This window comes from Mycobacterium basiliense, from assembly GCF_900292015.1.
Classification (GTDB): Bacteria; Actinomycetota; Actinomycetes; order Mycobacteriales; family Mycobacteriaceae; genus Mycobacterium; species Mycobacterium basiliense.
Genome location: NZ_LR130759.1, coordinates 1434788 through 1454926, shown reverse-complemented (window position 1 = coordinate 1454926; position 20139 = coordinate 1434788). Strand labels below are relative to the sequence as shown.

Annotated in this window: 15 protein-coding genes and 1 tRNA gene; 7 read left to right on the top strand and 9 right to left on the bottom strand. The window is 64.5% G+C overall.

Annotation, left to right across the window (positions count from 1 at the left end):
- Positions 1 to 111 precede the first annotated feature (111 nt).
- Positions 112 to 1473: a WS/DGAT/MGAT family O-acyltransferase gene (locus MB901379_RS06150; RefSeq protein ID WP_158015817.1), complete on the bottom strand. Its 1362-nt coding sequence runs from the start codon at positions 1471 to 1473 to the stop codon at positions 112 to 114.
- Between the two features lie 62 nt (positions 1474 to 1535).
- On the bottom strand, positions 1536 to 2384 hold the full coding sequence (locus MB901379_RS06145; protein ID WP_158015816.1) for an SDR family NAD(P)-dependent oxidoreductase: 849 nt from the start codon (positions 2382 to 2384) through the stop codon (positions 1536 to 1538).
- Between the two features lie 101 nt (positions 2385 to 2485).
- Here MB901379_RS06145 and MB901379_RS06140 point away from each other — a divergent pair, with 101 nt between their 5' ends.
- Together MB901379_RS06140 and MB901379_RS06135 are read left to right on the top strand one after the other, a co-directional pair.
- Positions 2486 to 3772 carry a helix-turn-helix domain-containing protein gene (locus MB901379_RS06140; RefSeq protein ID WP_158015815.1) on the top strand — a complete coding sequence of 429 codons (1287 nt, stop codon included), beginning with the start codon at positions 2486 to 2488 and terminating at the stop codon, positions 3770 to 3772.
- Between the two features lie 119 nt (positions 3773 to 3891).
- The gene (locus MB901379_RS06135) at positions 3892 to 4359 is read left to right on the top strand and encodes a 2,4'-dihydroxyacetophenone dioxygenase family protein (protein WP_158015814.1); all 468 of its coding nucleotides are present in this window, start codon (positions 3892 to 3894) and stop codon (positions 4357 to 4359) included.
- Positions 4360 to 4465: 106 nt separating this feature from the next.
- Here MB901379_RS06135 and mddA read toward each other — a convergent pair whose 3' ends face one another.
- On the bottom strand, positions 4466 to 5251 hold the full coding sequence (gene mddA, locus MB901379_RS06130; RefSeq protein WP_158015813.1) for a methanethiol S-methyltransferase: 786 nt from the start codon (positions 5249 to 5251) through the stop codon (positions 4466 to 4468).
- 23 nt (positions 5252 to 5274) lie between these two features.
- Complete coding sequence (locus tag MB901379_RS06125) at positions 5275 to 6657, bottom strand: FAD-binding oxidoreductase (protein WP_158015812.1); 1383 nt, start codon at positions 6655 to 6657, stop codon at positions 5275 to 5277.
- 154 nt (positions 6658 to 6811) lie between these two features.
- Here MB901379_RS06125 and MB901379_RS06120 point away from each other — a divergent pair, with 154 nt between their 5' ends.
- A complete protein-coding gene (locus tag MB901379_RS06120) occupies positions 6812 to 9721 on the top strand; it encodes an ATP-binding protein (protein WP_158015811.1) in 2910 nt (969 codons plus the stop codon).
- A gap of 3 nt (positions 9722 to 9724) precedes the next feature.
- Here the strand turns inward: MB901379_RS06120 and MB901379_RS06115 are convergent, their stop codons facing one another.
- Positions 9725 to 9994, bottom strand: coding sequence for a DUF4242 domain-containing protein (locus MB901379_RS06115; protein WP_158015810.1), 270 nt, complete (start codon positions 9992 to 9994; stop codon positions 9725 to 9727).
- A 206-nt stretch (positions 9995 to 10200) separates the two neighbouring features.
- Here MB901379_RS06115 and MB901379_RS06105 point away from each other — a divergent pair, with 206 nt between their 5' ends.
- The 3 genes from MB901379_RS06105 (at position 10201) to MB901379_RS24465 (ending at position 12944) form a co-directional block, all read left to right on the top strand.
- A complete protein-coding gene (locus MB901379_RS06105) occupies positions 10201 to 11961 on the top strand; it encodes a putative alpha/beta hydrolase (protein ID WP_232022001.1) in 1761 nt (586 codons plus the stop codon).
- A gap of 135 nt (positions 11962 to 12096) precedes the next feature.
- The gene (locus MB901379_RS06100; RefSeq protein ID WP_232022000.1) at positions 12097 to 12585 is read left to right on the top strand and encodes a hypothetical protein; all 489 of its coding nucleotides are present in this window, start codon (positions 12097 to 12099) and stop codon (positions 12583 to 12585) included.
- A gap of 116 nt (positions 12586 to 12701) precedes the next feature.
- Positions 12702 to 12944, top strand: a complete 243-nt coding sequence (locus tag MB901379_RS24465) for a hypothetical protein (protein WP_232021999.1) — start codon at positions 12702 to 12704, stop codon at positions 12942 to 12944.
- 666 nt (positions 12945 to 13610) lie between these two features.
- Here MB901379_RS24465 and MB901379_RS06095 read toward each other — a convergent pair.
- From MB901379_RS06095 to MB901379_RS06080, 4 genes are all read right to left on the bottom strand, one after another.
- Positions 13611 to 13907, bottom strand: a complete 297-nt coding sequence (locus MB901379_RS06095) for a hypothetical protein (RefSeq protein ID WP_158018983.1) — start codon at positions 13905 to 13907, stop codon at positions 13611 to 13613.
- Between the two features lie 189 nt (positions 13908 to 14096).
- Positions 14097 to 14173, bottom strand: a tRNA-Met gene (locus MB901379_RS06090).
- 312 nt (positions 14174 to 14485) lie between these two features.
- Complete coding sequence (locus MB901379_RS06085) at positions 14486 to 17476, bottom strand: UPF0182 family protein (RefSeq protein WP_158015809.1); 2991 nt, start codon at positions 17474 to 17476, stop codon at positions 14486 to 14488.
- Positions 17477 to 17597: 121 nt separating this feature from the next.
- The gene (locus MB901379_RS06080) at positions 17598 to 18620 is read right to left on the bottom strand and encodes a YlbL family protein (RefSeq protein ID WP_158015808.1); all 1023 of its coding nucleotides are present in this window, start codon (positions 18618 to 18620) and stop codon (positions 17598 to 17600) included.
- A 78-nt stretch (positions 18621 to 18698) separates the two neighbouring features.
- Between MB901379_RS06080 and MB901379_RS06075 the strand changes: the two genes are divergently transcribed.
- On the top strand, positions 18699 to 20117 hold the full coding sequence (locus tag MB901379_RS06075) for a zinc-dependent metalloprotease (protein WP_158015807.1): 1419 nt from the start codon (positions 18699 to 18701) through the stop codon (positions 20115 to 20117).
- Positions 20118 to 20139 lie beyond the last annotated feature (22 nt).

Sequence of the window (20139 nt, the reverse complement as noted above, 5' to 3'; positions counted from 1 at the left end):
GGCCAAATATGGAGGGACCCGTCGAAAGTCTCTCGACCAGTTGATCGGATTGCTGTTAAACGTGATAGACGGGCGCCAGCTCCCCGCTTGGGATGTCGGCGATTGGGTCGATCAGAGTCCCACAGCGGATTCCAACTCTTTCAACGAAGTCTCCAGATGCCCAAGCAGGCGTTGTAGATGCGGCACCGCGCGGCGGCATCCGACAAGACCGAAATCCAAGCTGTCGGCGCTGGTCGCCAGGGTGATGTTCAGCGCCTGCCCATCGGTCACTATGGACATCGGGTAGTTACCGTCGAGCCTGGCGCCATTGCGGTACAACGGGTCTCGCACTCCTGGGACGTTGGAAATGCACACGTTGAACGACGGCGCGATCGATGTACCGATCCCGGGAAGTGTGCCCAGCAGCGTCGGGGCAAGAGTGGTGGACATCCCCAAGGCTATCGCCTGCGTCCGCGGTAGCTGCGCGAGAACGGCCTTGTTGTCGCGCATTGACGAGTGAATGGTCGCCAGGCGCTGGTCGGGATCGTCAAGGTGGGTGGCCAGGTTACACAACACCGCCGAGGCGACATTACCGCCGTCAGCGTCATTTTTGTTGCGCAAGTTCACCGGAACCATCGCCACCAGTGGCGCCGCCGGCATCGCGTTCTGTTCAGTGAGATAGCGGCGCAGCGCGCCGGCGCACATGGCCAGCACCACGTCATTGACCGTCACTCCGGCCGCGTTCTTGACGTCCTTGACGCGACCCAGTGACCAGGACTGGGCCGCGCACCGGCGGGCACCACCGATGGGCACGTTGAGCATGGTGCGGGGTGCGCGAAATGGCAGAGTCAGCTGCTGCTCAACGAGCGCGGCACGGCCCACTGCGATCGGTGACGTGGCGTGTCGTGCCATCGATTGCATTGCGGCCCTGGCCTTTACCCAGCGCCCCACATGGTCGGTCGGCTGGTCGGTAGCGCGCGGCGGCAGTGCCCACGGAACCTGAATCTGCTGATCATCGCGGTCAGAACTCAGCGACCCCTGGAGTAGATTGAGCGCGGACACCCCATCGACGATGGCGTGATGCATCTTGGTGTAGATCGCAAAGCGCCCATCCTTGAGGCCGTCGATCAGATGCATCTCCCACAGGGGTCGATGGCGGTCCAACAGGGTGCCGTGCAGCCGAGAGGTCAGCTCCAGCAATTCGCGGACGCGTCCGGGCGCCGGCAGGCCCGACCGCCGTACGTGGTAATCCAGATCGACATCGTCATCGAATGTCCAGGCCAGGTTGGTGATTCCGCCCAGGGTCTTGGCGGGGTGCTTGCGGAATGCGGCCGTCACGTCGTGCGATACGCGCATGGCCTGGTAGGTCTCCTGCGCAAACAACGGGCCGGCGCCCGCCGGTGGGGTGAACAGCTGTAGGCCGGCCACGTGTAGCGGATGTTCACGGGACTCGGCACGCAGGAACATCGAGTCAAGTGGCGAGATGGGTTGCATTGCGTTTTCCTTATCGAGTTGATGGATTGCTGTCGGATTGATGGATTGATTCAGCGGTCAGTTCACTTGGCTATTTCGGCCATTCGCGCGGCGATCCAGCGAGCGAGCGGCGGAGCGACGCGGGATAGCACATACATGAGGTGGGCCTCAGCGGCGATCGGTGCCACCGCGCGATTGCGCCCGATCGCGCGCAGAATGTTGCGGGCCGCGCGCTCCGGGGTGTACCCGCGCCGTTTGTAGGCCGCCGTGAGACGCTGTCGGCGCGCGTCACCGTCGCCGGCTCCCCGGATTGGGCTCGCGGTGGCGATGGCCGTGTTGATGACGCCGGGGCAGATGGCGGTGACACCGATGCCGTAGGGCCTAAGTTCGATGCGCAGCGCCTCGGACAGGCCCAGCACGGCGAATTTCGTGGCGCTGTAGGCCGAAAGCTGAGGGTTGGCAAGCAGTCCCGCCGCCGACGACACGTTGACCACCTGTCCGCCGCGTCCGGAGTTGATCATCGCCGGCAGGAAAGCGTCGCAGCCGTGAACAACCCCCATCAAGTTGATCGATACCAACCAGTCCCAGTCCTTGCGGCTGGTGTCCAAGAAACCGCCGACGAGGCCCACTCCGGCGTTGTTGACCACGACGTCCACGCCGCCGAAGTGAGTAAAGGTGGCTTCGGCGAAGGCGCACATCTGTTCGGGATCGGCGACATCTACCCGACGCGTCATCACGTCTCTACCGAGTTGCCTTGCGGCCATACCGGTTTCGCTCACCGACGATTCGTTGATGTCGCACAACGCCAGGTTTGCGCCGCGTCGCGCACACAGCAGGGCCAGTTCGCGGCCCATGCCGCTGCCGGCTCCGGTGATCGCAACCACGCCACCGGACAGGTCTGAGATGTTGATAGCTGATCGGAAGTTGAACATGCTGGCAAACTACGTACAGGCGGCCGACGCGGTCTCGTGCCCGGATCCCAACGTGGATCCACCTCATTGTGATGGCGCGACAATCGGACTAGATTCCGGCCATGGAGCTTCAGTGGCCAGCCGCTCGAGAGCCCGCCGCGCAGCGAGTCTGGCAGCAGGTGCTGGTCCCGATCTCTGCCGAGCTGCGCGCCGGCGCCGCCGACCTGGCCCAGCGGGCCGTCGACCGGATGCGATCGGAGCTGCCCCAGCTGTTCCCGGACCAGCAGACCGTCAATGAAAACCTGGTCAGCACCGAGGCCAGCCTGCGCCAACTGGCGCACCTCATCGAAGTCGGCGGTGATCCACGTCGGGTCGAGTTGCCCCCGTCGACACTGGCCATCGCGCGCGCGGCGGTCCCGCGACATGTTGTTTTAGCGGATTTGATGCGCTTCTATCGGTTGGCCCAAGAACTGGTGTGGCAGTGGATCCACGCGCGGATTACCGCCGCCGTGTCCGATCCGGCGGATTTGGCCAAGGCAATCGAGCTGGCCACCGGCTGGATCTTTGGTTATGTGGACGCCGCGCTGGTGCACGCCGAACAGGCCTACTCCGAGGAGCGGGAGACCTGGCTACGCGGAGCCGCCGCGGCCCGGGCGGCGGCCATCGACGACATTCTGGCCAAGCGTGAACATGACCCCCAGCATGCGTCCAAACGGCTGCGCTACGACGTCAACCGCCAACACCTCGGTGTCACCGCCTGGGTTGAGCAGGTGCCGCAGGATGGTGACGCCCAACCGTTGCTCGGCAACGTCATTGCCGAGGTCGCACGGGCGGTCGGGGCGGATAGCAACGTAATTCACCCCCTGGGGTCACTCGCCGTGGCGGGCTGGGTGAGCCGCCGCCGGCCCTTCACCCAGACCGAGGTGACCGCGGCCAAAGTTGGTGAGCTGTCCGGGGTTCGACTGGCCTTCGGTGATCCGGACGGCGGGTTACCGGGATTTCGCCGCACCCATGTGCAGGCCTCCCACGCTCGCCGGGTCGCATCGCTGATCGGACCGCACGGTGGCGCCGTCACGCACTATCACGACGTCGCAGTCGCGGCGCTGGCCAGCGCCGATACCGAGCACGCCGCCTCGTTTGTCACCAGAGTGCTGGGACCGCTGGCCGCCACAGACGAGGACACGTATCGGGTGGCGTCGACGCTGGCGGTGTACTTACAGGAAAACCGCAGTCGCGCGCGGGCCGCCCGTCGACTCATCGTGCACCCAAACACCGTCAGCTACCGCGTTAACCAGGCCGAATCGGTGTTGGGCCGGCGCATCGACAGCGACACCCTGGAGCTGTCGGTCGCGCTGGCGCTACTGCCCGCCCTGCCCCGGCTGGCACAGCGGCACGCCACCGAACTGTGACGCGATAACAAACCCGGCTCGCAGCGTTGTGGTCGCGGTCCGAGCGGATGGACCCACCACCCTCCTACTTTTGGGTATCAGCCGCAGCGCGGCAGCAAACACCCACACGAGGAGAAGTCATGCAGACACTGCAAGAACTCGACGTCAACTACATGAACGGCGCCGACAACCCTTGGATCCCGTTCACCCCGCTTAGCGACCAGGTGTTCTTGAAGTACTGGAAGGTCGACCCGGTGCGCGCGGAGATCATCGTATCGATGAAATTTGCTGCCGGACTGATACTTCCGACTCACTACCACACCGGCATCGTGGTCGGACACACCATCAGTGGGGCGTGGCGATACCAGGAGAGCAACTGGATTTCCCGGGCCGGAGACACCGTCTACGAAGTGGCCGGCTCGTCGCACACCCCGGAGAGTATGGAGGAAACCGAGGTGTTCTTCTTCCTGGTGGGCGAGCTGCTGTTCCTCGACCAGGAGAACAAGATCCTCTGGCAGGAGAACCACAAGACCTCGATCGAGCGGTACAACAGCTACTGCGCCGCCAACGGCATTGCCGCACGCGACCTCAGCAGCTGGGATGCCTGAACCATGAGCCCTAGCGCACCCGATGAATCCAGCTGGCTACCCCGGCGGCGGGCCAGGACCCAGCGCACTCACCTCGTCGCCGCACACCCATGGCAGCTCGATAGCACTACCGCCGATCGGCGGCCGGGTGGATATCGGAATCACCGGGCGCGGCGGTAGCGCGTCGCCGCCGCGGCCGGGGACACAGCATGGGCACTTCACCGCGATAGCGGCGGTACTGTTCCCCCAACGCTGCGACCAGGTCACGTTCCTCCCACCGCACTGCCGCCAGGATGTAGCCGGTCATCGCGACCGCGAAGAGCAAGTGGCCGGCGGTCATTGATGGGGTTGCCCAGAACGCGATCAGCAATCCCACCATGAGGGGATGGCGCACCAGCCGATACAGCAGCGGCGAGCGAAATGCCAGATAGGTGTAGGGCTGTCCGCGCCAGGCCAGGTAGACCTGCCTGAGGCCCATCAGATCGAAGTGATTGATCAAGAACGTCGATACCAAGGCCGTTGCCCAGCCCACCCAGAACAGCAGGTGCAGACCAAACCACCCCGGCCACCACGTCACCTCCCAGATCACCACGGGAAGGGTTCGCCATTGCCAGAACAGTAGCCAGAGCACCAAGCCCGTCGCCAGAACGTAGGTGCTGCGTTCGACCGACTGCGGCACCATTCGCGTCCACCAACGTTTGAACGCGGGCCGCGCCATCACGCTGTGCTGCGCCCCGAACGCGCCAACCAGCAGCGCATTGACCACGACCGCATCCCCGATCGGCGCCGCGATGCCGCGGTCGATGCTGCGCGGAACCGCGATGTTGCCGACGAAACAGATTCCATAGACGAAAGCGGTAAGGCCAAGCAGGTACCCGGCGACGCCGTATCCGAACGTCAGCAGACCCTTCATCGCGTCTCCGAATCCGTTTGTGCTCAGCGCGATTCGGCCGGCAAGATGTTCTGGTTGATGTGGAACACGTTGTCCGGATCGTATTCCGCCTTGACCTCGGTGAGTCGGCGATAATTTGCACCGTAGGTTGCGCGGACGCGTTCTTGGCCTTCCTCCATCATGAAGTTGACGTAGGCTCCGCCCGCCGAGTACGGATGTGTGGCGTCCCAATAGTCCACCGTCCACTGCTTCAATGCCGCCGCATTGGCAGGGTCCGGATCGACTCCGGCGATGACCTGGGAGAAGTTGACGTCCCGATACGCCCACGCGCTGTCGGTCTGCCCGACACGATGGACCGCGCCGTCGATCGGATACAGGTGCATGGTGGAATGCATGGTCGGTAGTTCCTCAGTGAACCGGGCGTGGGCCTGCACCGCGGCGTCGTCGACGGTGCGGAAGAAATCGCCACGCCAATACCACTGCAATCCCTTGGGATACAAGGCATCGAACGCGGAATTCAGCACCGGATAGGGGGCCTCATGGAGGCCATCGAACGCCGGCTTCATCTGCCGGACCGGCGCGAACGCCTCCTCGGCCCGTGCCGGATCTCCGGTGTAGCACCAGACCACGGCGCAAGCCTTGTGCAAGTGAAAGGCCTCGGGGAAGGGTGCGACCGGCGGCACGGTCATGGCCGCGAAGAACCCGTAGAGATCCTCGTCTTGGGCGGGGATGAAGTCCCGGAACCACCCAAGGATGTCGGCTGTGGCCGCCGACGGCCACGCCGTGGGACCGCCGATCACCGTGTGCACCGGATGCAGGCGGAAGGTAAAGGCGGTAGCCACGCCGAAATTCCCGCCGCCGCCCCGCAACGCCCAGAACAGATCGGTGTGCTCGGCCTCCGACGCCGTCACCACCCGACCGTCGGCCAGCACCACCTCGACCTCCAACAGGTTGTCGATGGTCAGGCCGTGCTTGCGGGACAGATAGCCATGCCCGCCACCGAGGGTGAGCCCCCCGACGCCGGTGGTCGAGATGATGCCGGCCGGCGTCGCCAAACCATGCGCGTCCGTCGCGGCGTCCACCTGGCCCCAGGTCGCGCCGCCCCCGACCCGAGCCGTGCGCCGGTCGGGATCCACCTCGATCCGATTCATCGGCGACAAGTCGATAACGAGGCCCCTTTCGACAGTGCCGAAACCCGGTCCGTTGTGGCCGCCCCCGCGGATGGCGACCGTGAGGTTCGACGTGCGCGCGAACTGCAAAGCGCCGGCAACGTCGGCGGCGGATCCACAACGCACGATCATCGCTGGCCGCTTGTCGATCATGGCGTTGTGCAGCGCCCTTGCCTCGTCGTAGCGCGGGTCGTCGGGCAGGATTATCTCCCCGCCCAGCCGGGTCCGAAGTTCGTCGGTTGCCGTTGTCACACTCATGCGCACAGCTCCTTCGCCTTGCAGGTCATCATCCCCCGACGCTACGAACCCAAGCGGTGACGCGTCATGACCACAACGAGGCATTTCCCAGCCGCCGGTGGATAGTCAGATCTGACTATCGACCGGCCGACCGCGCCCCGGTTACGTTGAGACCATGGCGCCGTGGATGCCACCACCGCTTCCCGCCGAGCTGACGGCACGTCGCCGCAGTGCGCTGGTGGGGCGCACGGCAGAGCTCGCGGCCTTCGAGCAAGTATGGGAGCGCGTTGAGGACGGCGGCCGCCAAGCGGTTTTTATTGGCGGTGAACCCGGAGCCGGCAAGACGCGGCTGGCCGCCGAAGTAGCGGGACGACTGGCCGACCACGGTGTCGCGGTGTTGGTGGGTAGTTCCACCGCCGACGCCGATGTCCCGTACGCACCGTTCGCCGAGGCATTGGACCGTCTGCTGATCGCCGCCCCCCCGGGCTCGGTGGCCGACGCGCTGGCGGACGCCGGACCGCAGCTGCGGCGACTGACAACCCACGTCGATCGGCATCTGGCCGAAGACCGCGCGGAGGTGGACGTCGGGTCAACCCGACAGGCGCTTTTCGACGCGTTGACCGGTTTCCTGCGGCGGCTGGCGATCGATCGCCCCATTGCGCTGATCCTCGAGGACCTGCACTGGGCACAGCTGCCCACCCTCGCGATGCTCGAACACGTGCTGATCGGCTGCGCCGATATCCGCCTGTTGTTGGCGGCCACCTTTCGCACCACCGAACCGGACCGCTCTGCGGAACTCACCACCCGGCTGGCCGAGCTACACCGGTTCGACGGCATCCGGCGCCTGGATCTGGCGGGTCTAGACACCGAGGCGATCGCCGAGTTCGTGCGGCGCACCCAACGGCTGGCTCCCGGGTCGGCGCGCATGGCTGCTGCCCTATTGCGCGACAAGACCGGAGGCAATCCGTTCTTCATGACCGAACTCTGTAACGACCTGGAAATCCGGGGCGGGATCACCACACTGGGTTTGCAACAGATCGTTCCCGCGTCGATCGGAGACGCCATTACCCGCCGCCTGAGCGGCCTGGGTTGCGCCGTCCGCAAGGTGATCGAGCAGGCCGCGGTGCTCGGCCAAACGTTTGATCTGCCCGCGCTCATCGCCAGCAACGACAACGACCTTCCCGCGACCTTGACCGCGATCGATTCGGCCCAAGGCCTGGGGTTGATCCGGCCAGTTCACGACTCCGACGGGGAGTTCACGTTCGTCCATGCGCTCACCCGCGAAGCCGTCGTCGCCGCCATGGCGGCGTCGGCGCTGCGAATCATGCACGCGCGGGCGGCCGAAGCGCTGGAGGGTCGCGCCGATCCAGCGGTGGTGCCCCGTTTGGCCAACCACTACCTGCAGGCCCATGTGTTGGGCTTCCACGATCAGGCCCTGCGGTACGCGCGGAAAGCGGCCCAGATGGCCGAACAAAGCCTCGCCTACGAGGACGCGGCAAAATGGTTCGAGCGGGCGGCATCGCTTCCCGAACTAAATCCCGAGGATCGCGCACGGATGAATTTTGGTGCGGCGGCAAATCACGTGCGGGCCGGTGATTTCGCTCGAGGCCGGGCCATCTACGAGCGCATCAGCACGATGGACAGTCCACTCATCCGGTTGGAGGCAGCGGTCGGCTACGAGGACGCGAGTTGGCGTCCCGGGCTTGCCGATTCGAAGGCGGCCGACCTGCTGGCGTCGGCGCTGGAATCCTGCGGATTGGATACCCAGGACCCGCGCTACGTGCAGGCACTCGGCAGTTTCGGGCGAGCGCTGGCGTTCGCCGGCGAGGCCGAACACGCCCGCGAAATCGGCGACCGCGCCATCGAACTTGGCCGAGCGATCAACGATCCAAGGGTGATGAAACACGCTCTGACCACCAGCCTTTGGCACGGCTTGGCCCCCGAGATGTGCGAAATCCAATCGGACCGTTCCGCCGAGCTATTGCGCGTTGCGCAATCGTGTCGCGACTACGACGCACTGGGTTCGGCCGCGCACTTTCGCGCCACCGTCAGCTATCTGGCGGGTCGACCCGACGATCTGGCCGCGTCGGCCGCCGACATGCAGCGAGCGGTCCAGGCTTGCGGGCAACCTTTCTACGGCTTCGTCAGTGCATGCGTGGAGCATGCGCTGAGCTATCTGCGCGGCGATTTCGCGGGCGCCGAGCATTGGGCCGACATCGCTTTGCGCACAGGAAGTTTGTTCGGTGTCGACGGCACAGAGGGCTCCAACGGAGTCCAGATGTTCATGATCCGCCGCGAAACCGGAGACCTGAAGCGATTCGCCGGATTCGTCGACGGCAGCGAAAAGTTCGCTGGCCGTTGGGTTCCCGGGCTGCTCGCGCTGTACACCGAACTCAAGTGCGAACGCGGCATGACGCGAGCTCTAAATCATCTGCTCAACCGCAATCTCGGCGACCGCACCACCGAGGCGCAGTGGCCGATGGAGCTGGCCTTCATGCTGGAGGCGGCCTTCGAACTGGACAACCGCGAAGCGATTCATGTACTGCGCCCGTACATTGCCCGCTACGCCGGAAGGAATCTGCTGGCCGGCCAGTTCGTGGCGGTGTTCGGCAGCGCCGACCGCTATCTCGCCCGGATCGCCGCGCTCAAGGGCGACCACGACTCGGCGGAGCGCCATTTCGGCGAGGCGTTGGAGATGGACCGGCGGATGGGTTCGGTTGTCCATGTCACCGAGACGATGATTCGGCAAGCGCTGTTTGCCGAGTCACGCGGTCGTACTCAGCAGGCCCGGCAATTGGCCGACGAGGTGCGTCGCATCGCCGGGCCGATGGGCCAGAGCCGGGTTGTGGACCTGGCGGACTCGTTGCTCACCATGAGTCCGCAGGGTCCCGACGGACTGACCGACCGGGAGGTCGACGTACTGCGGCTGCTGGCTGAGGGACTGAGCAATCGGGAAATCGGCCAACGCCTCTATATCAGCACAAATACCGCGGCCAACCACGTGCGCAGCATCCTGCTCAAGATCGGTGCCGCGAATCGCACCCAGGCCGCGATGTACGCCGCCGATCACGAACTACTCAGGTAGGCATCAGATCTGGGCCGAAGCGCCATCCGGCAAGACCCGCTCGCTTACCTCGACGACGACATCGGCGGGCAGACCCGCGCGCGTGGCGGCGGTCCTGATGGCCTCCGGCGACGGCGCCTCATACAGGCAATACGTCTTTCGTTTGTCCGCGGAAAGAAACGAGTACAACCAGCGGACGCCTTCCTGTTCGTTGATCCGATTGATGCCATCGGCGACTTCGAGGCTGGGTTCGAGCACCTCGGCGTAGTTGCGCTCGACCATGAATATCGGCACGGCCGCCTCCTTACACCTCGTATGGTCGAACCCTACGTCACGGCCGGTGTCGTTCCGATCGAACCACCGCGTGGCGCCGTAAGGGGCGGCGGTAGCGGTCGCGTTGGTGAATTGACCCGAAGATTGATGGTAGTAGGGTTACACCAGCTCAGGAGGGGACGGGCAATGGTCGTCGGTGTTGACTGTCTGCTGGCGGTGCGAAGCAGTTGCGGTATATAAGCAAACCAGCGCTGATCGCCGAAGCTGGCGGTGATCCGTGGGCGATCAATCAGAGCCTGCAGGCCGGCCGTCCCTTTCAGATTTCTCACTTGGCGGAGGCGTTTCATGCCGCAGGGCGATGCACCACCGAAGCCAACTACGCGTTCGAGCAAGCCCGTAAGCGCTTCGATGCGGCATGGAACCACCAGAATGGTGATCACCCAACCAACGACTCCGCCGAAGTGCTGCGGGTGACCAGGTCCCTTGGCGCGCAGTCGCTGCAGTTGCCCAAAATCGGTGTGGACCTGGAAAACATCGCCGCAGCGTTGGCCGAGGCGCAGAAGTCCGCGGCCGGACAGATCGCGACGCTAGAGGGTCAGTTGCAGCAGCTCGACACCGTGATCGGCCAAGCGGTGGCGATGGAAAACGATCCCACCCTAAGCGTTCAGGATCGGGATGCGCTCGATGCGTTAATCACCTCCTGTGAGGACAACGCGATCCACGACACCAAAAACTCGATGGGCCAGCTCGAATCGACGCGCAACGGCTACTCGGGCACCCTGCAGAAGGCGTTGGCCACCCTGCGCGCCCACGGCTACCACCCGGCGGCCATTCAGGGATTGGACGGGCCACAGTCCCCGGTGCCGGCGCTGCCGGAAGACCCTGCGCAATTCGCTCAAGCCTGGAATACCCTCACGCCGCAGCAAAAAGACGCCGAGTACCAACAGAATCCGTTCATCGGCAACCATCCGGGAATGCCCTGGGACCCGCCGGACCATTTGGGCAAGGACCACTACAACCGGCTGCAGCTGTCGGATCTGGAGCAGCAATCCCAAGCCGACGTCGACCGGATGCAGCAGCGGGTCGATCAGCTGCTAGCCAAGCTGTATATGGGTGACCACGGCCAGGCGACCACCGACGAGCTCAACGGGCTAAAGCCTCAACTGTTGGCGGCCAGACACGCGCTGCAGGGCTATCAGACGGTGCAGGCAACCCTGAGCCGCGATGACGGGGTCAGGCGCTACCTTGGCCTCATCGACGACCAGGGCCACGCCGCCGTAGCCATCGGGAACCCCGACTACGCCGGCCGCAACGCGCTGTTCGTCCCCGGCACCGGCCAAGATTTGCCCACCTTCGAAGGCAGCGACCTAAAGTCGCTGCGCATGTACTACGCGGCGCTGGCGGCGAACCCCGACCTGAAACCCGGCGATGTCGCGGTGACGACCTGGATGGGATATGACCGCCCGATGAATCTCTTCGAGGCGGCATCGCCCGATCGCGCCCGGGCCGGCGCCCAGGCTCTCGGCTTGTTCGAACGTGGCATGCGGGCCACCCATGTCGGAGCGCCGTCGATCGACACCGTGATCGGGCACAGCTACGGCTCCACGGCGGTCGGTGCCGCGGCCACCGGCGGAAATCACCTCGCCGCCGACAACGTCATCGCGGTGGGCAGCCCCGGGATGCTCTCGCACCATGCCAGCGAGCTCAACCTCGATCCCGGTGCCAATGTTTACGGCATGCGCGCCCGCAACGACATCATCGAATTGGTCACCGACCTGACCCTCGGTCATGACCCGGCGGCCCAGGAGTACGGCGGCAGACGGTTGTTGGCGTCACCAGGTCCCAGCAGTGACCCGATTGGGCTGACGCCCAGCGTCGCCGCCCACAGCAGCTACTGGAGCGAGGGCAACCCCGCACTATTGAACATGGGCGCGGTCATCGCCGGTGTCCCGCCGCCAAACACCATCCCTAGCGAAGGGGGGCGTTGAGCACCCATGGTCCGCCACCGACTAGCCGTCGTTGCGGCTGCGCTCGTGCTCGTCATGTTCGTCGGCGCCTGCAGCCACGACAGCCCGCTCGGGCCGCCCACCCCAACCGGGGCCACCGAACTGGGAGGACCAACCATGGAATCCAAGCCACCGCCGCCGCCGGGATGGAAGCTGCAACCCGCGATCCCGACATCCCAGCAGCAGGCGCAGGACACGGTGATCAGCTACCTGAAAAAGACGCTGCAGGCCCTGCCGCCGGGAACCACCCTGGACGCCACCCGCTACCACGGCGGCGCCAGCGTCGCCCCCTGCCAGGACGTCACCGACCGCACCTCACCCATGGAGTTCGCGACGAACGGTGATCTGACGCTGCCGGCCGGCGCCGATCCCGAAGCTGTCATCGCCCAGACCGGTGACATTTGGAAAGGCTGGGGCTGGTACGTCTATGAGCGAGACGGCTTCTACAAGCCCAACCGATTTGGCTATTCGCCGGACGGCTACATCCTGCAAATCATGGCCCGCTACAAGCCCGGCTATCCCCCTACCCTGCAAGGCATCTCGCCGTGCTTTCCGCCCAATCTGCCCGGTGACCGCATCCCCTTCCCCATGGTTCTCACCGGGTGACTCGATGCGAATGCGTGCGAATTCGACTAAGACCATCGGAAGATGGTTGCACCGACGATGAGCGGTTACGGCTCGCGGCGCCGCATTCGCGCGACGGAGATAGGGGACTGCCACGCATGACCCCCACCAGCAAACGGCAGGTGCCACACAGCGGAGGAAAGATCCGCAACGAGCCCGTCACCGGCCAACCGTGCCGACCACCGTGCGCAAGACCGATTAACACCCAAGGCGGACACGCGGTGCGCCGATTCCCTCGGCGGCGTCGTCGACGCATGGTGAACGGCCCCCAGGATCGGTGGCCGGCCCAGCAGCTGGCGGAGGACCTCTCGGGCCGCTACGGTCCGTTGGCGTTGGCTTAGGAAAACGCCAACGCCAATGCCGAGGTCGTTATCGAGGGATGCAGTGTTGGAAGGGGTGGATATGCGCGGGCGTGGAGAGGCTCCGACTGGGATCCCGATCCCGTTCTGTTGAGCGCATCGTTCGCCGATGTTCGTCGTCACATGGATGAACTGACCTACAATTCGGCGACTGATCCTACCGACCAGCAGCTTCTCCGACAGATGCGTGAGCGCCTCAACGAGAATGCCCCAGGTGAGGATTGGCCGACGCGAACGACACTAACTGCTATGCCATCTTCCCGCCCAGTGACGAGGAGGCTGAGTTATGGCACGTGGCCGGCAGTGGGCCGAGTTGCGAGGCCGTCATGCCCAATGAATGGGCATGCTGTTCCGAAAATTCTTGCAACTCAATCCGACCATCGATTTCGACCTCGACGAAGACACCTGGACGCAGGAGCAGACGGCCCAGTGGCGGCAGTTCACGGCCGCTAGAAAGCGAGCGGTTTGCAAAGGAACGCGAACAGCGCGCAATACAACTGAGGCGTGAGCGCGGTTTCGCTTAGCCTCTTCGTCGCGAAAATCCCTGCGACCAACTCGACAACGGTCAGCGACGTCACGAATGACCCGCCGGCGGCGTCCAGTCAGCACGTAGTCGCGCGCTCTCTGAACCCGCGGAGCGGCCGGTATTTAATCGGCGCGGACGGCATCGAGGCGCTCGTTCACCCGAGCCAACGCCTCGTCGAAGACCTCCACCTTTTCCCGACGTCGTTCGTTGGCCGGCTGGGCGGCCCCGCGTGAGCCTTCGGCCTCCACGCGGGCCGCACCTTGGCGCCTTAACAGACTGAAGTTCTTCTCACGCGCAGTCCGCAGCCGGCTCTGTAGATCCTTCAGTTGCTTCTCATTCATGCGCGCCAGAGCGTGGGGATGACTCTCGCCGATCAACGAGTTTTCCTGCTGGGTCAGGTTCACCTGGTGGTTGCTCACCATGGATTCATAGCCTGGGTCACCGCGGCGGCGCATCGAACCGCCGGAGCGCACGCCGAACCGTCACGTCGGGGCCATCGCGAGTTCACATCGCCCGACCGCATGACGACATGGTCAGCTGCGAATCTTCCGGAATCCCCAAAGGGCATGAAAATGGCCCCCGGAATCTCCTCCGAGGGCCATTTCCGCTGGTAGCGGGGACAGGATTCGAACCTGCGACCTCTGGGTTATGAGCCCAGCGAGCTACCGAGCTGCTCCACCCCGCGTTGGTAGACGCAAGGTTACCGAACACCGAGAAGCTCTCCAAATCGCGGGCTCAAATCCCACCTGCGCCGAGAGTGAACTGCGCGAAGCGCCCACGAAATGTCGCCTAGGCAGATTCACAGTCGACGAGGTGCCCGCCTCGCCCTAGCGCTTTCCGATGGTCGAGGGATCGGCGTCGCCGGCATCGTCGGTGCGCCGTGCGCATCGTGGCGATGCGGGCGCAGATCTCGGAAGTACCGGACCAAACCACGGTCTTTCTCCACCATCTCGGCACCCGCCGGATGGCCTACCGGGCACGCAGGCTCGTAGCCGCGCTACTTGGTGTTGTTGAACTTGGTGATGGCGTCGTCAAGCCGTTGCAGTGCCGCCCCGTAAGCGGCAAAGTCGCCCTTCTTCTGCGCGTCGCGCGCCGCGCCGATGGCCGCCTGGATCTCCTTCATGGCGGCGGCCTTGGCCGGGGACAACGTGGCCGAGCCGTCCGGCACCGGGGGCACGGCGGTAGGTGGCGGCGCCGGTGATCCTGGCGGCGCTTCGGCGGGCGTGGGCGTGTTGTTAGGCGGAGCGTTCTGCGGCGCCCCACCCTCGGTGGGTTGGATGCCGGTCGCGGCGTCACCCGCACCGGGCCCGAACAACCCGTTGAGCGCGTCGCGTACGGTCGGGCCGTATCCGACCTTGTCGTTGTACATCATTGCCACGCGGATCAGCCTCGGGTACGACGAGGCGGCGTCGCTGGCCCCCGGGGAGGCATAAACGGGTTCGACGTAGAGCAATCCCGCCTGACCCACCGGCAGCGTCAGCAAGTTGCCCCACCGGATGCGGTTTTGGTTGTCTCGTCCGATCACACCGAGGTCCTGGGATACCGCGGGATCGGTGGTGATGGCGTTGTTGGCCAGCTTGGGTCCGTTGACCTGTCCGGGAATAGTCAGCACCGTGATCCTGCCGTAGGTCGCCGGGTCCGAGCTGGCGCTGATGTAGGCGGCCAGATAGTCGCGCTTGAACCTGTTCATCGCGCTGATCAACTGGTATGACGCCGAATTATCGTTCTTAGCAATGTTTTTCGCGACGATGTAATACGGCGGCTGATAGCTGCTGGCGGTCGGATTCGGGTCTAGCGGCACGTCCCAGAAATCGGAGGTGGAGAAGAACGTCACCGGGTCGTTGACGTGATATTTGGCCAGCAGCATGCGCTGGACCTTGAACAGATCCTCCGGATAGCGCAAATGTTCGGCGAGTTCGGGGGTGATGTCGCTCTTGGGTTTGACCGTCCCGGGGAAGACCTGCATCCAGGCACGCAGGACCGGATCCTGCTCGTCCTGCTGGTAGAGCGTGACGGTGCCGTCGTAGGCATCCACCGTGGCCTTGACCGAATTGCGAATGTAGGAGACCTGCTTGTCGGGCGCCAGCTTGTTGAACGCCACCTCGTTGGAGTCGGCGGTCGCCGACGACAGCGAGGTCAGCTGGGAGTAGGGGTAGTTGTCCAACGTGGTATAGCCGTCGAGAATCCACACTAGACGCTTGTTCACGATCGCCGGGTAGACCGCGCTGTCGGTTGTCAGCCACGGCGCCACCGCCTCTACTCGCTGCGCCGGGTCACGGTTGAACAGGATCTTGCTGTTGGAACCAATAACGTTGGAGAACAAAAAGTTTCGCTCGGCGAACTTCGCCGCAAACACTGAGCGGGAAATCCAGCTGCCGATCGGCACTCCGCCGCTGCCGGTGTAGGTGTAATTCTTGGTTTCGGTGCTGGTCTCATAATCATATTCCCGGTCGGCACCGTTGCGCCCGACGATCGCGTAGTCGGCCGCCGTGTCAGAGATGACAGGTCCGTAGTAGATCCGCGGCTGATCCAACTGTGCCGGCCCGTCGGATACCACGGTGCCGTTGGCACCCACGACGTTGACCAGAAACTCCGGGTAGCCACCGTTTTGGTTGGGGTCGTTGGCGATACCCCGCACGGTATTGGCCGGCGAGGCAATGAACCCGTTGCCGTGGGTGTATACGGTGTGCCGGTTGATCCAATCTCGCTGGTTGTCGATCAGCCGGTCGGGGTTGAGTTCACGCGCCGCCACGACGTAGTCGCGCAGGTTACCGCCGCGGTCTAGGTAGCGGTCGATGGACAACTGGTCGGGGAAGTAGTAGAAGTTCTTCCCCTGCTGAAACTGGGTGAATGCCGGGCTGACAATCGTGGGGTCAAGCAGCCGAATGTTGGAGGTCGTCGCGCGGTCGGAAGCGACCTGCTGCGCGGTGGCCTGGCCATCACCGGCGTAGTTGCGATATGTCACCACGTCCGATGTCAAACCGTAGGCCGCCCTCGTCGCGGTGATGCTTCGGCTGATGTATTCGCTTTCCTTTTGCGCGGCATTGGGTTTGACGCTGATCTGCTCAACGATCATTGGCCAGGCGGCGCCGACGATCAGCGACGACAACAACAGCAACACCAGTCCGATGGCGGGAATCCGCAAGTCGCGCAGAACGATAGCGGAGAACACCGCGGCGGCGCAGATCAACGCGATGGCCATCAGGATCAGCTTCGCCGGCAGCACCGCATTGATGTCGGTATACCCGGCGCCGGTAAATGGCTTGCCACCGCGAGTGTGCGACAGCAGCTCGTAGCGGTCGAACCAATAGGCGACGGCCTTAAGTACCACCAGTAAACCGACCAGGCTGACCAATTGGATGCGGGCCGACCGGCTCAGCGCACCGCTGCGCCCCGACAACCGGATGCCACCGAACAGGTAGTGCGCCACCAGATTTGCCACGAACGCCAGAAAGACCGCCACGAACAGGTAGCTGAGCAATAGCCGGTAGAACGGCAGCTCGAACGCGTAGAAACCCAGGTCCTTGCCGAACTGCGGATCCCGTAGCCCGAAATCGCCACCGTGCAAAAACAGCTGAATTCGAACCCAGTAGCTCTGCGCGACGATGCCAGCGAGCAGACCGATGGCGACCGGGATGCCGATGCCCACCAGCCGCAGCCGGCTAACCACGACGGCGCGATAGCGCGCCACGGGGTCGTTCTCGCTGTTCGGCACGAAAACCGGGCGGGTGCGGTAAGCCAGCGCCAGCCCAGCGAACACGATGCCGCCGACCAAGAAGCCCGCCACTAAAAACACTAGGAACCGGGTCACCAGCACGGTGGTGAACACCGACCGATAACCCAGCTCGCCGAACCACAGCCAGTCGACGTACGCGTCGATCAGGCGTGGACCGGCAAGCAGGACAACGATCACCGCCAATGCGATCAAGATCAGAACCCGGCTTCGCCGAGTCAGCTTCGGCATCCTTGCGGTGGGCCGCATCCCCACTAGCTACGCTCCCTGCTCAGTTTGGCTAGCACCGTTTGGCCCACGGCCGTTCCACAGGACGTTTCCCGATCGGCTGCTAGCGATCTGTCTAGACGATCCCAACTTTACGCATCTCACGGCGCTAGCAACTCGGCGTTGGCGCCCCCGATGTCATCGCGTGCAACGCGTCCACCGCTTGGCTGAGCGTTTCGACCTTGACCAGGCGCAAGCCACTCGGGGTATCGGAGGCCGCCTCGTAACAGTTCTTGGCAGGCACCAGGAACACCGTGGCGCCGGCGGCCCGGGCGGCGGCCATCTTGTGGGTGATGCCCCCAATGGGGCCGACCTTCCCGTCCACACCGATGGTTCCGGTCCCCGCAATAAACCGCGACCCAGTCAAATCACCGGTGGTCAGCTTGTCCACAACGGCCAAACTGAACATCAGTCCGGCTGACGGGCCACCCACGTTGGCCAGGTGGAAGTTGACGACGAACGGCGCCCACGGCGCATCGAGCACCGCGACTCCCATGAAGCCGTAGTCGCGATCCTTGTTGGAACCGAGAGTGATCTGCGCAACACCGGCCGGCTCATTCTTGCGACGGTAGTCGATGACGACCACTTGGCCGGGCTTGGTGTTCTTCAGCACCGCCGTGAACTGCTCCACGTTGGCTACCGCGGCGCCGTTGACCGCGTCGATGGCGTCTCCGGCCTGCAGCTTGCCCGCCGACGGTCCGGGATCGGTGACCTTGGCAACTGTCACCGCCTCCGGATACTTCAGATAGCCCAGGGCTGCGTACTCCGCGTCCTCTTCGGAGTTCTTGAAGTCGGCATTGTTGGCTTTGTCGACCTCCTCACGCGATTTGCCCGGCGGGTAAACCAGGTCACGCGGCACCAGCTGTTCTTGCCCCGACAGCCATAGCGTCATGGCTTCGCCCAAGGTCAGAGCGTCACGCTGAGACACCGTCGTCATATTGAGGTGACCCGAGGTCGGGTGGGTTTGAGTTCCCACAATCTGGACTACCTGCTGGCCGTCGACCTCGCCGAGGGTGTCGAAGGTGGGGCCCGGCCCCAGTGACACAAACGGCACCGTCACCACCGCGAGCAACACCCCGAACACCACGATGGGCACCAGCGCGACCATCAAGGTCAAAATCCGCCTGTTCACGCCGCATACACTAGACGGGTCCGGCCGCGGGCAATTCAGCTGCAAGCATGACGGCGGATCGCGCTTTCTATTCCCCCGATGGGTACGGTTGACCCTATGGGTGACGTGCCGTTCGGCTTCTCGTCCGGAGACGACTCCCCGGAAGATCGATCTGGGGGCGACAAGCGCAGGAGCAACGAACCCGATTTCGGATCGGGTGGCAACCCGCTGGGCCCGTTCGGCATCAGCGGGGATTTCGGCATGGCCGACCTGGGGCAGATCTTCACCCGACTGGGCGAGATGTTCGGCGGCGTGGGCAGCGCGATGGCCGCCGGAAAGAGCTCAGGACCGGTGAATTACGAGCTGGCCCGCCAGGTCGCGGCCAGCTCGCTCGGTTTCGTTGCGCCCATCCCCGACACGACAAACTCAGCGATAGCCGATGCAGTCCACCTGGCCGATACGTGGCTGAACGGTGCGACCTCGCTGCCCGCCGGCACCACCAAGGCGGTGGGGTGGAGCCCCACCGACTGGGTCGACAACACCTTGGAGGTCTGGAAGCGCCTGTGCGATCCAATGGCCCAGCAGATCTCGTCGGTGTGGGCCTCCTCGCTGCCCGACGAGGCCAAAAGCATGGCGGGCCCGCTGCTATCGATGATGTCGCAGATGGGCGGTATCGCGTTCGGTTCGCAGTTAGGCCAGGCCCTGGGCCGGCTCTCGCGCGAGGTGTTGACCTCCACCGATATCGGTCTGCCGCTGGGGCCCAAAGGTTTGGCCGCGATCCTGCCCGACGCTGTCGAATCATTTGCCTCGGGGCTCGAGCAGCCCCGCAGCGAGATCATGACGTTTCTGGCCGCCCGGGAAGCTGCACACCATCGCCTGTTCAGCCATGTTCCCTGGCTGGCCAGCCAGCTGTTGGGCGCAGTCGAGGCCTATGCCATGGGCATGAAGATCGACATGACCGGCATCGAGGAACTAGCACGCGATTTCAATCCGGCGACACTGGCCGATCCCGCCGCCATGGAGCAGCTGCTGAGCCAGGGGGTGTTCGAGCCCAAGGCAACGCCGGCGCAAACCCAGGCGCTGGAACGTCTCGAGACGCTGCTCGCCCTGATCGAGGGCTGGGTCCAGACCGTGGTGACCGACGCGTTGGGCGAACGGATTCCGGGGACCGCGGCTCTCAGCGAGACCCTGCGCCGGCGTCGGGCCAGCGGCGGGCCCGCCGAACAGACCTTCGCGACGCTGGTGGGGTTGGAGCTGCGGCCGCGCAAACTGCGTGAGGCCGGCGCCTTGTGGGACCGTCTGACGCAAGCAGGCGGTGTGGACGCCCGCGACGGGGTTTGGCAACACCCGGACCTGCTGCCGGTGGCCGAGGATCTCGACGACCCGGCCGCGTTCATCGACCGAGTCATCGGCGGTGACACCAGCGGGATCGATGAAGCCCTTTCCGACTTGAAAGCCGAACTCGACCGCGACATCCGCAACACCGAGGGCCCCGATTCCGGATCTGTGGATAACTGAGCGAGGTGTCCACGCCCGGCGT

Bases quoted from the DNA above. Each gene is read 5' to 3' on its own strand.
- MB901379_RS06100 (WP_232022000.1), top strand. From the start codon at position 12,097: ATGGAATCCAAGCCACCGCCGCCGCCGGGATGGAAGCTGCAACCCGCG.
- MB901379_RS24465 (WP_232021999.1), top strand. From the start codon at position 12,702: ATGACCCCCACCAGCAAACGGCAGGTGCCACACAGCGGAGGAAAGATC.
- MB901379_RS06120 (WP_158015811.1), top strand. From the start codon at position 6,812: ATGGCGCCGTGGATGCCACCACCGCTTCCCGCCGAGCTGACGGCACGT.
- MB901379_RS06150 (WP_158015817.1), bottom strand. From the start codon at position 1,473: ATGCAACCCATCTCGCCACTTGACTCGATGTTCCTGCGTGCCGAGTCC.
- MB901379_RS06145 (WP_158015816.1), bottom strand. From the start codon at position 2,384: ATGTTCAACTTCCGATCAGCTATCAACATCTCAGACCTGTCCGGTGGC.
- MB901379_RS06140 (WP_158015815.1), top strand. From the start codon at position 2,486: ATGGAGCTTCAGTGGCCAGCCGCTCGAGAGCCCGCCGCGCAGCGAGTC.
- MB901379_RS06125 (WP_158015812.1), bottom strand. From the start codon at position 6,657: ATGAGTGTGACAACGGCAACCGACGAACTTCGGACCCGGCTGGGCGGG.
- MB901379_RS06075 (WP_158015807.1), top strand. From the start codon at position 18,699: ATGGGTACGGTTGACCCTATGGGTGACGTGCCGTTCGGCTTCTCGTCC.
- mddA (WP_158015813.1), bottom strand. From the start codon at position 5,251: ATGAAGGGTCTGCTGACGTTCGGATACGGCGTCGCCGGGTACCTGCTT.
- MB901379_RS06135 (WP_158015814.1), top strand. From the start codon at position 3,892: ATGCAGACACTGCAAGAACTCGACGTCAACTACATGAACGGCGCCGAC.